A 14,186-nucleotide genomic window follows, 5' to 3' on the forward strand; every position below is an offset into this window, starting at 1 on the left:
TCCATGCCGGCGGGGTGCTCTCATCTGTGTCGGCCGGGTGGGCGGACTACCAGATCTTGCGGATGAAGCTCAGCTGAAGGTAGTCGCCCTCGAACGCGTTTCGGCTGTAGACATCCGTCAGGTATTTGAGCGTCAGCGTCGAGCGGTATTCGGGCAAGTCGACCGACAGAATCGGACCGATCCGGATGGACTTGTGCCGCTGCCCGTCGGAGGCGGGCGTGGCCGGTGTGCCTTCGTCATCCTGGATCTGCCACTTGATATTGCCGGCGAGGCCGAACTGGAAGCGGCCGTAGCGCTCCGTCACCGCGAAATCCGCCGACAGATAGTCGCCGTCCCGGTAGGTGAAGCCGCCGGTTGAATCGTCACGCTCAAAGTTGTGATTGTAGAACAGGCGTGCGGAGAACTCCGTGGCATCGAGGAAGATCGGCTTCGTCCGGTAGGTGAATGCAATATTCGGTGAAAGCACCCAGTTGTTGAAACCCGGATAGCCGACAGACGTGTTTTCGAAGCTGCCAATCGGGATCGTGACGCCGAGGCCGACGCCGAGAGTGAAGCCGACCGGCATGGGCGGCACGAAATCCTCGGTGGGCGCGGGCTGTCCGGGTGCTCCCGGAGGCGGCCCTTCATACCAGCTCTTCGACCAGAAAAACACGTCCGAGTAGGCGTCATAGAAGCCGGTATGCTTGGCGCTGAGGTCGACCGGCAGCGTGTTCGTCACCGTCAGGTCGTGCCTGCCATAAGCGAAGATCAGCGAGGACGCCATCCGGCCGCCGAGCACCTCTTCCGGATAGACGTAGAGACCTCCGAGCTGCCCCATGAACGTCCGCTCCTCTGTGTCGGGGTACATGGCATCGCCATCCCCGTTGTTCAGCCGGTCGCGCCAGCTTCCCCAAAGGCCGCCGATGGCATAGAGGCCGGGTTCGGGCGGCAGTTCGGCCGCCCTGATGTCGGTCGTCGCGCCAGGCGTTACGGTCTGGTAAAATTCCGCGGCATTCGAGACGCCGCCCAGCAGCAGAAGCGTGAGTGCAGACAGAGACGTCAGTCTGCCGATTGATCGCTGGCTTTCCATTCAAAATCCCCCCTTTTTGGATGTTGATCAGTGCGTAGGTGTAATGGCCGCTCCGCGGGTCACCGGTTCACGCAAAGAGCGTCCGAATGCGGAACCCAAAAGAAAGGCGAGAGCGGCAAGTGCGGTCAGGACCGCGAACACGGCCATGGTCGCAACCATGCCACCGGCCAGGCTGGCGATGGCGCCGACAGTGAGCGGGCAAACGAACTGACCGATGAAGAACATCGAGGTCCAGATGCCCGAGGCGCGGCCACGATGACTGTCCGGCAACCTGCTCATGGTGAGTGCCAGCACCAGCGGCAGGGAGACCCCGCAGCCGATATTGTTGATGAACATGCCGATGATGCCGCCGGCAAGCGAAGGCTGGGTGTAGAGCGTGGCGTAGCCGATCGCCTGTGCCGCCAGGGCGCCCGTCAACAACACGCCGATCGGAGCCCTCGACTGAAAGCGGAAGAGCATGGCGCCGGCGACCACGCCGAGCGATCCGATTGCGCTCGCCAGACCCAGCACACCGGCCGCGGAGAAGCCGCGCTCGCTGAACACGAGGGAAATGTGAACCGGCGTGACGTAGAAGAGCAGGCCGCAGACCAGGGTGAGCGCAAGGCAGCTTGCGAAGCGGACGGTGAACAGGTGCTGCGAAGCCTCCTGCGCCGGCCGTTCGGCGGTCCTTTGCGGCGCAACGTGCTCGGCCTCGAAAATCAGCTTGAGGACCAGAGGAATGAACAGCGCCGTCCCGCCATAGATGAGGAAGGGCACGCGCCAGTCATATCCGCCGAGGAAGCCGGCGATGACGAAACAGACGGTTGCGACGAGTGAGGCCGAGCCGAACTGCACCGACAGCCAGTGTGCCCTGCGTTCTCCGGTGAAGTAGTCGCAGATCAGCGCCGTACTGGCCGTCATGACGCCCGCCTCGGCGATGCCGACCACCGCCCTCGTCAGGATGATGGCGTGCAGGCTGTCCAGCCAGAATGGCGCTATGCCGGCCAATGCGTAGAGCGCCAGGGCGGCCATCAGCAGGCGCTTGCGCCCGAGCCGGTCGGCGAGAAGCCCCGCCAGCGGCGCAAGCAATGCGACGAACAGCGCAGGGGTGACCAGTGCGACTGGCGCCAGCACCGAGGCATGCGGCACCGCCGAGAAATACTGGATCATGTGCGGCAATACCGGGGCGAACAAGGTCGACCCTATGGGCGCAAGCCACGCGACGGCCACAAGCAACAGCCCCTGAGGGGCGCCCGCTATACGATTTTGCATTTCGTCCTCCTCTACGGCACACGCCCTCGCACGACTGCAAGGCGCGCCGCCCATCTCCCAGATTGCGTATTCAGAAATTCGTCTCGGGCTGCGTGACCCGATGCCCCCGGTTGGGGGGCGGCATCGCTCTCCTCCAGCGATGCCGGCTCCTTATCGTTGGATCGAGATAAAGTGATCCGTGGTCAGTTCCTCGACGATCCACTTGCCGTTGAAGCGGCCGAGGCCGGAGTTCTTTTCGCCTCCAAACATCACGTGCGGATAGTCGTGGATGGTTATGTCGTTGATATGGGTCATGCCGGCTTCGATCTGCTGGGCAAAGGCAAGACCTCGCGCTTCGTCCCGGGTGAAAACCGCACTGGACAGGCCGAACTCGGTGTCGTTGGCAAAGGCCAGCGCCTCGGCCTCGTTGGCGGCGCGGATCAGCGGCGCAACGGGTCCGAAGATTTCATTGCGCGCGAAGTCAGAGTCGTTTGCCACGTCCGCAAAGACGTGCGGAGACACCACGCGGCCATCGATCGTACCGGAAACACATTCCCGGAAGCCGCTCTCTCGGGCGCGGGCAATGCTTGCGGCAACGCTCTTCAACTGGCTGTCGTTGCACAGCGGTCCGACCAAAGTGTCCGGTTCGTTCGGATCGCCGTATTTCACGGTCTTGGCGGCGGCGGTGAATGCTTCGACGAAGCGATCGTAGATCGCGGTGTCAATGATGATCCGGTTGGTGCTCATGCAGATCTGTCCCTGATGCATGAACCGGCCGATCAGTGCGGCGCCGACTGCCTTTTCCAGATCGGCGTCATCGAGGACCACCAGCGGCGCGTTGCCTCCGAGTTCGAGGCCGATGCGCTTGAGCAGCGACGATTCCCCTGCCACCTGGGCAATATGCCGTCCGACTGGCGTGGAGCCGGTGAAGGTGAGGACGCGCGGCACGGGATGGCGTGAAAAGGCGTCGCCGATCACGCTCGAGCTGCCGACGATAACGTTGAGCACGCCAGCCGGCAAGCCGGCCTCCTCGTAAATCTTGGCGAGGAGCAGGCCGCCCGTGACCGGAGTGTCGTTGGATGGCTTCAGCACGACCGCGTTGCCGAGGGCAAGCGCCGGCGCCACCGACCGGTTTGACAGGTGGAGCGGAAAGTTCCACGGGCTGATCACGCCGACGACGCCAACGGGCTTCTTGTAGACGCGTGCTTCCTTGCCGGGCTTGTCGACGGGGATGATGTGGCCCTGGGCCATGGCGGGCATGGTCGCGGCTTCCAGCATGCCGGCGCGCACGGCGCCCCATTCGATGCCGGCCTTGATGCGCGTGCTGCCCGATTCCCGAACGAGCCAGCCTATGATCTCTTCCTTGCGCATGTCGAGAATGGAAACCGCCTTGAAAAAGACGGCGGCACGCTCGGCCGGCAAGGTCTGCGCCCACTGCCGCTGCGCCGCTTTCGCGGCCTGGAAGGCAAGGTCCAGATCGACTAGGCTCGCCTGAGAGATCTCGGCGAGAACGGCGTCATTGTAAGGGTTGCGGTCGAGAGCCGTGGTGCCCTGGGTGCCGGCGACCCACCGGCCGGCGATATATTGTCCGGAAAATCCATCGTAGGACGACGGGAATAACGCGGATTGATCGATGCGCTGCTGCAAAGTGTATCCTCCTCTTGGCGATCAACAAGACGTCGCAGACGGCGCTGAGCGCTGCCGTGTTGAGTCTCGTTATGTAAAGAATTCGCCCCCTAGAGATACACTCCCACAAAAATGAAATTTATCAATATTAATTGTGATTTTCTTGCATAAGAAATATGTATAACCGTATTTATGCTATAGTTTACTTAAGTGAAAATGAGTTTATCTCCGAGTATTGGCAATACTCGGAGTTTTTGCTTGGCTTCAGTGTCGGCCGACGCGGGTCTGTTCGCCGCCGAGCCAGAGGGCTGGACGGTCGTCCCAGCGTCAGTTCGCTTGCAGCACGCTTCCCGGCACCCAGTTGCCGTGCAGGGACATGCGCAGCCGCATCGGCAGCTTGATCGTTGCAATCGGCCCTTCGTCCAAGTGCTGGGCGTCGAGTACCAAAAGGTCCGTAGACTGTTCGGCCAGGCGGTTGCAGAGGCCGATGACATAGCCTTCGCCTTCCGGAGAGTCGGCGCGCTTCGGTACGAAAATCGGCTCCTGGAAACAGGACTGGTCGTCGGCAAACCAGGTCTTCGTCTTGCCTGTCGCCACGTTGACGTGAGCGAGCAAGTTGAAGAACTGGAACGGCCGCGGTCCGATGCGGGTCTCGTCAAAAGGTCTGCTCGGGTCCATGGCGATGACGAAGCCATGCTGGTAATGCCGGCCCATGTAACGGTCGTCGCTTCGCGGGAATTCGCAGGCAAAGGCGGTGAGCGGCGTCATCGATAGCGTATTGCCGCGTGCGTTCATGTCGATGGTCAGCCGCATCAGGTTGGACGAGAGCGTTTCCGGCGGCGGCACTGTCCCGTCTGCCTGGGGGAAGAAGTAGAAGATGTTGCCGCTGGTGACGGGCATGTCGACATAGATGCGTCCGGCATCGTCGAAGGCGTTCAGCGTATGTCCCTGGAAGCCGTTGGGTGCCGTGAACCATCGCACGTCGCTGCCGTCGCCGTCGCGCCGGAGGACGCCAAACAGCTGGTCGAGGCCCGGCTGCCACTGAAAATGCTTTCCGCCGTTCTTCAGCCGCTCAAGGTCCACGGTCAGCGGCATGAGCGGAAAGATGACGTAGTTTTCTGTGACGGCGAAGTCGTGGATCATTGCCGCGTAGGGCGCGACAATCCATGTTTCGCGCTTCTTCCGGCCTCTTGCGTCGATCTCGTAATAGACGATGTCCGGTGTCGCATCGCCCTTGGCTTCGTATCCGAAACAGAGAAGGTCCCCGGTCGCCGGATCGAACTTCGGATGTGCCGTGAAGGTGGCGCTGGTCAGCTGACCATCGAAGTCCCAAAGGCCGATCGTTTCGAGCGTTACGGGATCGAGCGCGTAAGGCGCGCTGTCCTCCTTCAATGCCAGCAGCTTGCCGGCGTGGACGATCACGTTGGTATTGGCCGTGCTGTTGTTCAAATCGCGCACGGTCGGGTCATTGGTATACTGGTTGCGATAGGTGCCGTGGAGCGATGCGCGCGCTGCACGCTGCGCCTTCAGACGCTCGGTCATGACGTAACGACGCTGGAAGTCGACGTGCCCGCCCTGGAAACGGAAGGCGGAGATGGCGCCGTCGCCATTGAAGAATATGTCTTTGCCAAGCATCGGCGGATATTGCGGATCGGGAGCCACCTGGAAAAAGGTGCCGTCGATCTCGACCGGGATCTTTCCTTCCACCTCCAGATCATAGACCTGTCCTTCAAATCGGGCAGGCTTGTAGAGCGCGCCGGTGAATTCAGGTGCGCTGGGGAAAGGTCCAGTCATCGTATCTCCTCCTCATAACCGTACTAATGTGTACTATTATAGGTTTTGGCATATGTCAACTTAACAATACAGGTCGATACGGTTATAAGGCGCCATGCGAGTCAGAAGTCAGAAGAAGCGAAACGAAATCATCGCCATTGCCGGCGACCTTTTCCGCAGCCAGGGATATGGCACGGTGTCCATGGCGACGATCGCCGCCGCGGTCGGCGGCTCGAAAGGGACGCTGTACGGCTACTTCTCATCGAAGGAGGAATTGTTCGCGGCCTTCGTCGTCAATGCCGGCCTGCAGCGATGGGAAGAGTTCATCAGCTTTCCGGAAACGTCCGACGGCATCGAATCCAAGCTCAGGGCGCTCGGGAAGAACTATCTGCGCTTCGTGCTGTCGGATGAAATCATGTCGGTCAACCGGCTCGTCATCGCGGAAGCCACGCGCTTCCCCGAGCTCGGAGGCATCTTCTACGAGAACGGGCCGAAGAGCGTGATCGGTGTGATCGTCACCACTCTGAATGAGGCGGTCGAAGCTGGAGAACTGCAGCTTGACGATCCGGTGGCTGCGGCATGGCGATTCAAGGCACTCTGCGAAGCCCGCCTGTTCGAGCAATATCTATGGGCCACACGCAACAGCGTCACGGAAACCGAAATCCTCGAGAATGTCGGGCCTGCCTGCGCCATCTTTCTCGAAAGCTACGGTGCCGGAGATGGGGCGCGCGGCTAGCGGCCACGAACTCGGCGATCCGCGGCTTCCCTAGGTCACCGAGGTCATCCGGCGTGCCGCCCCATGCGTTGCGGGCGCGTGGGAATGATCTCCCCGCCACGTGCGTCACATCCCGGCTTCGGTCGCGCCTCATTGGCGATCGAGGCGCAATCCGTCTTCGCCGAAATAGCGGCGCTTCTCCTGCGCGACGACCAGCCGGATGCTTTCGCCGCCCTTGTAGTCGGGGCCTTCGCGCTGTTCGGCGACAAATGGCTGACCGTCGGAGAGGTTGCAGTAGAGATAGCGCGTTCCGCCGAGATACTCGCTGAAGTCGACGGTGGCGGCCAGCCCTTCATCCCCGTCGTCGAGGACGGTGACATGCTCCGGGCGCATGCCGACGGTGACCATTGCCCCAGGTTTGCCCGGTAGACCGGCAAGCGGCGCTTCGATCGTCGTGCCGGCCAGCGATATCCCGCCGCCCTCCAGCCATTCTCCCTGGAGAAGATTGATCCGCGGCGAGCCGATGAAGCCGGCAACGAAGGTGTTGACGGGGTTCTCGTAGACTTCGCGCGGCGATCCGCTCTGTTCGATGCGACCGTCGCGCAGGATGACGATCTTGTCGGCGAGTGTCATCGCCTCCGTCTGATCGTGCGTGACGTAGATCATCGTATTGCCGAGCTCCTTGTGCAGCTTGGCGATCTCCACCCGCATCGACACTCGAAGCTCGGCGTCGAGGTTGGAGAGCGGCTCGTCGAACAGGAAGACGTCGGGTTCGCGCACGATCGCGCGGCCGATCGCCACGCGCTGGCGCTGGCCGCCTGACAGCTGGCCCGGCCGGCGATCCATGAGATGGTCGATCTTCAGGATTTCGGATGCCCGGCCGACGCGCGAGGCGATTTCCTCTGCGCCGGCATGCGCCATCTTCAGGCCGAAGGCGAGATTGTCGCGCACGGTCATATGTGGATAGAGCGCGTAGGACTGGAAGACCATGGCGATGCCCCGTTCCGACGGATCGAGATCGGTGACGTCACGGCCCTTGATGGCGATCTCGCCGTCGGTCACCTCTTCAAGGCCGGCGATCATCCTCAGCAGGGTGGATTTCCCGCAGCCGGACGGGCCGACGAAGACGACGAACTCGCCACCGGCGATATCGAGGTCGATCCCGTGGATCACCTCGACTGCCCCGAAGTTCTTGCGCACGTCGGTCAGCACGACGCCCGCACTTCCCGCAGACTGCCTCATGCCGCAGGGCCTCCAGTCGCTTGACGATCACCGGCCTGCAGCCAGACGAGCATGGCGCCGGGATCACGGTTGTCCCACAGATGATAGGGCACGAGCCGCAATCGTGCAGGAACGCGTTCCGCTGGGCCGCTGCGATAGAGCGCGGCTCCCCAGCCGTCGATATCCTCCTTCGCAACCTCGATGTCGACTGCGAAAGCGTCGCCCAGTTCCGCGATGCGTTGGCTGCCAACCTCGGATACCGCCGGCGAGACGACATAGGCGTTCAGATCGGCGCCGTTATCGACTTCCTCCGCGCAATAGACCAGCGGTCCGCGCATCAGCGCGACGCGGCCGGCATCCTGGCGCACCTTCGGATTGGCGTATTGCGGGCGGAGCGCCATCGGCAGGTCGAGAAGGATCCGGTCGCCCGAACTCCAGGTCCGGTCGAGCCGCGCGTATCCGTCCTTCAGGCAGGCGTTGATCTCGACCGTCTCGCCGTTGACCGAAAGGCGGGCGCCAGCAGCCCATTCCGGAATCCGCAGCGACATGACAAACCTCTGTGGCTCGGCAATATCGACCGTGATCGAGACGGCCCCCTCCCACGGATAGGCGGTTTCCTGGCGCAGTTCGACATCCTTGCCGGCCACCGTCAGCCGCGCGGTGTTCTGGCCGTAGAGGTGGACTGCCACCTCCTCGTCGGCGACGGCGTACATGTAGGAGCCGATCGACGCGACAAGGCGGGCGATGTTCGGCGGGCAGCACGGGCAATGGTGCCATTTCCAGCGGTGATGCTTGCCGGTGCTTTCCAGCGGGTTGTCATAGAAGAAGGTTTTGCCGTCGAGCGACAGTCCGGACAAGGCACCATTATAGAGGGCCTGTTCCATGATGTCGGCGAAGCGCCGGTTCGGGCCCCGGCCGAGCATGCGGCTTGCCCAGAAGACGAGCGCCACGGAAGCGCAGGTTTCCGCATAGGCGGTATCGTTCGGCAGGTCGTAATAGTCGGTGAAGCCTTCATTGCTTGCCGATGGTCCGATGCCGCCGGTGACATACATCTGCTTGGTGGTCACGTCGTCCCAGAGCGTTTCAAGCGCATCGGTCAGAGTGTCGTCCTCGTATTCGGTGGCGAGGTCGGCCATGCCGGAATACATGTACATGGCCCGGACCGCATGGCCGACGACCTTCTTCTGTTCGCGCACCGGCTGGTGCGACTGGCTGTATTCGTTGTTCTTCTGAATGTATTCGGCCGGGGCGCGGCCGTCGCGGATCGCCTCTTCAATGAAGAAGTTCGGCTCCTGCCCACGCTCGTCGATGAAGTACTTCGATAGATCCAGGTATTTGCGTTCGCCGGTCACCCGCGCCAGCTTGACGAGAGCGAGTTCGATTTCCTGGTGACCGCAATAGCCCGGGATCTGGCCCTCACCATGTCCGAAGACGGTGATCATGTAATCTGCAAAGCGGCACATGATGTCGAGGAGCTTGCGCTTTCCCGTCGCCTGATAATAGGCCACGGCCGCTTCGATCAGGTGGCCGGCGCAATAGAGTTCGTGGTGATCGCGCAGATTGGTCCACCGGCGGCCGGGCTGGATGCGTTGGAACCAGGCGTTCAGATAGCCGTCGCTGTCCTGCAGCCTTTCATACATGTCGATGATCTCGTCGGCCCTGGCTTCAAGCCCGGCATCGGGCTGGCGATACAGGGCATAGGCGATTGTCTCGATCGATTTCGCCAGGTCGCTGTCCCAGAACATCTGCGTTGTGCCGCCCCAGGGCTGGATTGGAATGATGACGCCGGGGCTCGGCTTGCGGACATCGATGGCGTCGAGCATTCCGGCTTCCACGCAGCGGTCGAGAAGGATACCGGCGGTCGCGTTGCAGATGGCATCCTGCCACTTGCCCCAGAAACCATCGACGCGGACGGCGGGCACGGCAGGCGGACGGAATTGCTTTTCCAGGTTCGGCATGATGCTTGTTTCCTTGTTTTACTTGACCGCACCGGCCATCAGGCCGCGCAGGTAATAGCGTTGCAGGAGAAGGAAGACGACGAGGCAGGGGACGATCATGACGACCACGCCCGCCTGTACGGCGCCCCAGTTGATCGCCCCCAATCGGCCGACCCTGACGGCGGTCATCAATACGGGGAGCGTATATTGCTCGTTGCTGGAAAGCAGAATGAGCGCCGCCAGGAACTCGTTCCAGGCGTTGAGGAAGGCGAAGATCGCTACGGTCGCAACGCCCGGCATGACCAGCGGCAACAGCACGCGCGTCAGCAGCCTGATATCGCGAGCCCCTTCGATGCGTGCCGCTTCCTCGATTTCCTTGGGCACCGCATCGAAGGCGTTGCGCATCATGAAGACCGAGAACGGCAGCTGCAGCGTCACATAGACGAGCACGAGGCCGACGAGCGAATTGCTGAGCCCGAGCTTGGCAAGGATGATGAAGAGCGGCGTCAGGATCGACTGGAACGGAATCATCAGCGTCGCGATCAGCAGGATGAACAGCACATTCTTGAAGGCGAAGCGGTAGCGCGAGAAGCCATATCCCGCCAGCACGCTGACGATCACCGTGAGAATGACGGTGGCAAGCGAGACGAGAAGCGAGTTCATCGTGTGCTGCCAGACGCCGGCGCCGAATGTGTCGAGCGCGCGATAGGCATCCAGCGAGAAGCCGTGCATCGGCCATGGCGGCAGCGGTGGCGTTCCGGCTTCCTGTCCGCGCCGGAACGAGGCGAGCAGGGCGATGGCGAACGGCGCGAAAAAGAAGAGGGAAACAATGATGCCCGTCGAATGAAAGATGACGTTGCCGAGACGTTTCCGGCGTGTCCTGAGGTCCTTTGCCGATGCCATTATTGCTCCTCCCCGACGCGCAGAAGCCAGAGCTGGAAGACGCTGATGGCGACGAGGATGACCAGCACGGCCATCGAAAGCGCCGCGCCGTATCCCAGGTGGAATGAGACGAACGACTGGTTGACGATGTAGTAGACGACGGAGATCATCTTGTTTTGCGGTCCACCGCTCGTCATGATGTAGAACTGGTCGAAGGCCAGCACCGAGCCGGTGATCGACAGGATGAGGGCGAGGGCCAGGGTCTTGCGCATCAACGGCAGCGTGAGATGCCGGAAACGCTGCCACGAGCCCGCGCCGTCGATTTTCGCCGCTTCCATCAGTTCCGACGGGATCGATTGCAGCCCGGTCAGCAGGATGACCATGGTGAAGCCGGCGATCTTCCACACCACCATCACGATGATGATGGCAAAGGCCTTGTCGAACGTGGCGAGAAGGTTCAGCCGGCCTTCGGTCAATCCGAGCATTTCGAAGAGCGGCGAGAAGAAGCCGCTGTCGACATTGGAGAGCCAGACCCAGAGCAGCGAGGCGGAGGCGAGGCCGACCACCACGGGCAGGAAGATGAGGGTTCTATAGGCGGCGACGAAACGGCGCTGGCGTTCCACGAAGATGGCGAGCGGAAACGCCACGGCGAAGATCGCGATCGTCACGATGACCGTGTAATAGGCCGTGAAGCCGAGTGCATCCATGAACCGGGCGTCGGAAAACATGCGGATGTAGTTGCGCAGGCCCACCCATTTCGGATTTCCGAGCAGGGACCAGTTGTGCAGGCTCATCCAGGCGGTGAAGAAGACCGGAATGATGAAGAAGACGGCGACCAGAAGCATGGCCGGCGCGATATAGAGCAGCCCTTTCCATGAGCCGCGCTGGGTTGAGCGGCGGCGTTTTCTGATCGGCTCGACTTTGATGTCATGCGTCATGGAGACCGTCATCTGTGTTGATGACCTCTTGTTGATGAATTTGCCGGTGCCGGCCGGAAGCGTTTCGCTGGACTTCCGGCCGGTTTCGAAGCCGCCGGAAGTCCAGCGGCTGCCCGGGAGCCTTTATTGGGCGTCGTCGATGATCTGCTGCATCTGCGACTGCGCATCCGAGAATGCTTGGTCGACATTGTCTCCGAAGATCGCCGCATGCGTGAAGCTGGCCCAGGGACCGTTGGCGCTGTTGATCAGATCGTTGAACTGCAGCGTGTAGGGTGTCTGCGCAACCTTGATCGCATCGACGCCCACCTTCAGCCGCGGATCAAGGCCGTCGAGAACCTGATCCGCCAGATCGCCGCGTGTCGGGAGGCTGCCGTATTTGGCCATGATCTTCTGGCCGTCCAGCGAATAGACATAGTCGAGGAACGCCTTGACGTTTTCGAGCTTGCTCGTGCCCTTGGTCACCACGAAGTTGTCGCCACCCGCAAAGGACGACGTCTTGCCGTCGACCGATGGGATCAGCGTGACGCCGAAATCGAGTTCGGGATGCTGGGTGATCATGGTGCCGATGGCGAAGGCGCCGAGCGTCTGCTGGCCGATATTGCCGTTGACGAGGCTGAGGAAGTTCGAGCCGTTGTCGGTGGCTGCGCCCGCCGGCACCGTGCCCTTCTGTACAAGGTTGCGGTAGATATCGACGGCCTTGCGCATCTGCGGCGTATCGAGCGTCGCCGTCTTGCCGTCTTCGGACAGGATGTCGGCCCCGGCACCCCAGACGAGCGGGGTGAAGGTGAAGATCATGCAGCCGCCGCAGCCGCCGCCGGAGAAATAGAACCCGTAGGTATCATTGCCGAGCGCCGTGATCTTCTCGGCATTGGCGGTGATTTCGTCCCAGGTCGTCGGCGCCTTGTCCGGATCGAGACCCGCCTTGCGGTAGAGGTCCTTGTTCCAGGCGAAGATCGAGGTTTCGACCGACAGCGGCAGGCCGTAGATGTGATCCTCGTATGTCCCGAGCTTCACATGGGAAGGCGAGAGGGAGTTGAAGTAGGGCAGGGACTTCGCCCAGTCGGTCAGGTCCTCGAGCTGACCTGCGGCGGCAAAGGCCGGAGTATAGATGAGATCGAGCGACAGCGCGTCGGGCGCCTGGCCGCCAGCGATGGCGATCGCATATTTCTGCACCAGTTCGCTGAACGGCACTTCCGTCAGTTCGATCTTGTCCTCGTGGCTGCCGTTATAGGCTTTCACGGTTTCCTTGAAGGCATCGCCGATGCCGCTTCTCACCCACATCTGCACCGTTTCGGCCGATGCGCTGCCGGCAAAAAGCAATGTCGCGAGCGCTGTGGATGTCATAATCCGACTGAGCATTTCCATTCCTCCCTTTGATAAGACCGCGTGGCACACGGCCTTCTTGATGACCCTTGCATTCTCAGGATGCGCCTGCTCCTCCGCAGGACCGGCGAACAACCAGCCGGCATGGTAGTTTTCTGATGCCGAGTTCCACCGGCTCACCCTCTCCCAGGGCGAGCACCGTAAGGCCTGCCTGCCGGCCGAGTTCCTTCAGGTTCATGTCGATGGTGGTCAGGGGCGGGCGGGTGTGCTCCGCCATGATCCCCCAGTTGTCGAAGCCGACGACCGAGACATCATCCGGCACATTGACGCCGCGCTCTCGCAAGCCATCGATGACACCGCGGGCAATCTGGTCGTTGCCGCAGAAGATCCCGTCCGGCTTCTCTCCGTGCCGGCTCCAAAGCTCGGAGACGGCCCGATGGCCCCAGTCCTCCGACCATTGGCCGTGAAGAATTTCCGCGCCGTCGCCGGCGTGGCTGCGAAAGGCCGCTGAGCGCTCGCTGACGGCGGCGAAATCCTCCGGGCCGGTAACGTGCACCAGCCGTTTGCGGCCGATCTGCCTCAGCCAGTCGGTCGCCAGCCCGGCGCCTTGCGCGTCATCCGACGTGAAGGTCACGCTGTCCGGCGTGCCCTTCGTGAACGCGTAGACCACCGGCACCGGAAGACCCGAAAGGTCGACCGGCAGCGACCGGTCCATGCGCTTTCCGGTCGCGATGATGCCGTCCACCTGCTTGTCCAGCATCGCGTCCACATGGATCTTGCCGAGCGCTGGATCGTCCTCGATCGCGCAGAGGAAGACGGATACGCCCTGATCCACCAGCGCCTCGGAGATGCCGGCCATGACGGGCAGGGTGAAGCGACCATAAGTGTCGTTGGTGAGAAGGCCGATCGTCAGGGAACGGCTGGACAGGAGACCTCGGGCAAGCGCATTCGGACGAAAGCTCAGATCGGCGGCAACCTTCTTGATCCGCCGGCGCGTTTCCTCCGCCATTCGGCCGGTATCATTCAGCGCCTTGGAGACCGTCGACACGCTGACGCCGGCCGCTCTGGCCACGTCATGAATCGTCGCGCGACGCAATGTCCTGTCCGAATTCGCCAATCTGGCCTCCCTCCAAATTTCACCCGAGAAAACCTTTTCTCACTTGAGGTGTCAATATGAGAAAACGTTTTCTCAAAATAATTCGTTGGACGCGCAGGGAGGGGTTGGCCGACGCCCTTTCAAGGCGACACGGCCGATGAAGGTGGTTCGCGCCAGACGACGTTTTGCAGGCGTCCAAATTTCGAGGAGCAGGTCAATTTCGAATGAAAATCAGCGCCAATTAATTAAAACTTTAACTAGTATCAATACGAATACAACTCGATGCGCAACCATTGGTCGCGATACTCTGGATCTACTTTTGGGCGAATGAATTGCTCGCTTCGAGGCGCATGAAACGCCGTACGTCAAGCGAAGG

At 61.6% G+C, this 14,186-nt stretch carries 11 protein-coding genes; 1 reads left to right on the forward strand and 10 read right to left on the reverse strand.

Going from position 1 to position 14,186, the window contains the following annotated elements; translation table 11 throughout:
- Positions 1-46: 46 nt before the first annotated feature.
- The 4 genes from ACU5AZ_RS15415 to ACU5AZ_RS15430 all read right to left on the reverse strand — a co-directional run bounded on the left by ACU5AZ_RS15415 (position 47) and on the right by ACU5AZ_RS15430 (position 5,719).
- On the reverse strand, positions 47-1,069 hold the full coding sequence (locus ACU5AZ_RS15415) for a SphA family protein (protein ID WP_446823223.1): 1,023 nt from the start codon (positions 1,067-1,069) through the stop codon (positions 47-49).
- A gap of 27 nt (positions 1,070-1,096) precedes the next feature.
- Entirely contained in the window at positions 1,097-2,320 is a 1,224-nt protein-coding gene (locus ACU5AZ_RS15420; protein WP_446823224.1) for an MFS transporter, read from the reverse strand.
- Between the two features lie 150 nt (positions 2,321-2,470).
- Positions 2,471-3,946: an aldehyde dehydrogenase family protein gene (locus ACU5AZ_RS15425; protein WP_446823225.1), complete on the reverse strand. Its 1,476-nt coding sequence runs from the start codon at positions 3,944-3,946 to the stop codon at positions 2,471-2,473.
- A gap of 306 nt (positions 3,947-4,252) precedes the next feature.
- Positions 4,253-5,719, reverse strand: a complete 1,467-nt coding sequence (locus ACU5AZ_RS15430) for a carotenoid oxygenase family protein (protein WP_446823226.1) — start codon at positions 5,717-5,719, stop codon at positions 4,253-4,255.
- Positions 5,720-5,813: 94 nt separating this feature from the next.
- Between ACU5AZ_RS15430 and ACU5AZ_RS15435 the strand changes: the two genes are divergently transcribed.
- Complete coding sequence (locus ACU5AZ_RS15435; RefSeq protein ID WP_446823227.1) at positions 5,814-6,434, forward strand: TetR/AcrR family transcriptional regulator C-terminal domain-containing protein; 621 nt, start codon at positions 5,814-5,816, stop codon at positions 6,432-6,434.
- 129 nt (positions 6,435-6,563) lie between these two features.
- Here the strand turns inward: ACU5AZ_RS15435 and ACU5AZ_RS15440 are convergent, their stop codons facing one another.
- The 6 genes from ACU5AZ_RS15440 to ACU5AZ_RS15465 form a co-directional block, all read right to left on the reverse strand.
- The gene (locus ACU5AZ_RS15440; RefSeq protein WP_446823228.1) at positions 6,564-7,655 is read right to left on the reverse strand and encodes an ABC transporter ATP-binding protein; all 1,092 of its coding nucleotides are present in this window, start codon (positions 7,653-7,655) and stop codon (positions 6,564-6,566) included.
- Positions 7,652-9,592 carry a glycoside hydrolase family 127 protein gene (locus ACU5AZ_RS15445; protein WP_446823229.1) on the reverse strand — a complete coding sequence of 647 codons (1,941 nt, stop codon included), beginning with the start codon at positions 9,590-9,592 and terminating at the stop codon, positions 7,652-7,654. The genes ACU5AZ_RS15440 and ACU5AZ_RS15445 overlap by 4 nt, the downstream gene beginning before the upstream one ends.
- A gap of 18 nt (positions 9,593-9,610) precedes the next feature.
- Positions 9,611-10,474, reverse strand: coding sequence for a carbohydrate ABC transporter permease (locus ACU5AZ_RS15450; RefSeq protein ID WP_446823230.1), 864 nt, complete (start codon positions 10,472-10,474; stop codon positions 9,611-9,613).
- Positions 10,474-11,391, reverse strand: a complete 918-nt coding sequence (locus tag ACU5AZ_RS15455) for a carbohydrate ABC transporter permease (RefSeq protein ID WP_446823231.1) — start codon at positions 11,389-11,391, stop codon at positions 10,474-10,476. Before ACU5AZ_RS15455 ends, ACU5AZ_RS15450 begins: the two co-directional genes overlap by 1 nt.
- A 123-nt stretch (positions 11,392-11,514) precedes the next feature.
- Positions 11,515-12,750, reverse strand: coding sequence for an ABC transporter substrate-binding protein (locus ACU5AZ_RS15460; RefSeq protein ID WP_446823232.1), 1,236 nt, complete (start codon positions 12,748-12,750; stop codon positions 11,515-11,517).
- 61 nt (positions 12,751-12,811) lie between these two features.
- On the reverse strand, positions 12,812-13,831 hold the full coding sequence (locus tag ACU5AZ_RS15465; RefSeq protein ID WP_446823233.1) for a LacI family DNA-binding transcriptional regulator: 1,020 nt from the start codon (positions 13,829-13,831) through the stop codon (positions 12,812-12,814).
- Positions 13,832-14,186 lie beyond the last annotated feature (355 nt).

It is taken from the genome of Rhizobium sp. PAMB 3182, from assembly GCF_052908355.1.

Bases quoted from the DNA above. Each gene is read 5' to 3' on its own strand.
- ACU5AZ_RS15430 (WP_446823226.1), bottom strand. From the start codon at position 5,719: ATGACTGGACCTTTCCCCAGCGCACCTGAATTCACCGGCGCGCTCTAC.
- ACU5AZ_RS15435 (WP_446823227.1), top strand. From the start codon at position 5,814: ATGCGAGTCAGAAGTCAGAAGAAGCGAAACGAAATCATCGCCATTGCC.
- ACU5AZ_RS15450 (WP_446823230.1), bottom strand. From the start codon at position 10,474: ATGGCATCGGCAAAGGACCTCAGGACACGCCGGAAACGTCTCGGCAAC.
- ACU5AZ_RS15460 (WP_446823232.1), bottom strand. From the start codon at position 12,750: ATGCTCAGTCGGATTATGACATCCACAGCGCTCGCGACATTGCTTTTT.
- ACU5AZ_RS15455 (WP_446823231.1), bottom strand. From the start codon at position 11,391: ATGACGCATGACATCAAAGTCGAGCCGATCAGAAAACGCCGCCGCTCA.
- ACU5AZ_RS15440 (WP_446823228.1), bottom strand. From the start codon at position 7,655: ATGAGGCAGTCTGCGGGAAGTGCGGGCGTCGTGCTGACCGACGTGCGC.
- ACU5AZ_RS15445 (WP_446823229.1), bottom strand. From the start codon at position 9,592: ATGCCGAACCTGGAAAAGCAATTCCGTCCGCCTGCCGTGCCCGCCGTC.
- ACU5AZ_RS15415 (WP_446823223.1), bottom strand. From the start codon at position 1,069: ATGGAAAGCCAGCGATCAATCGGCAGACTGACGTCTCTGTCTGCACTC.
- ACU5AZ_RS15420 (WP_446823224.1), bottom strand. From the start codon at position 2,320: ATGCAAAATCGTATAGCGGGCGCCCCTCAGGGGCTGTTGCTTGTGGCC.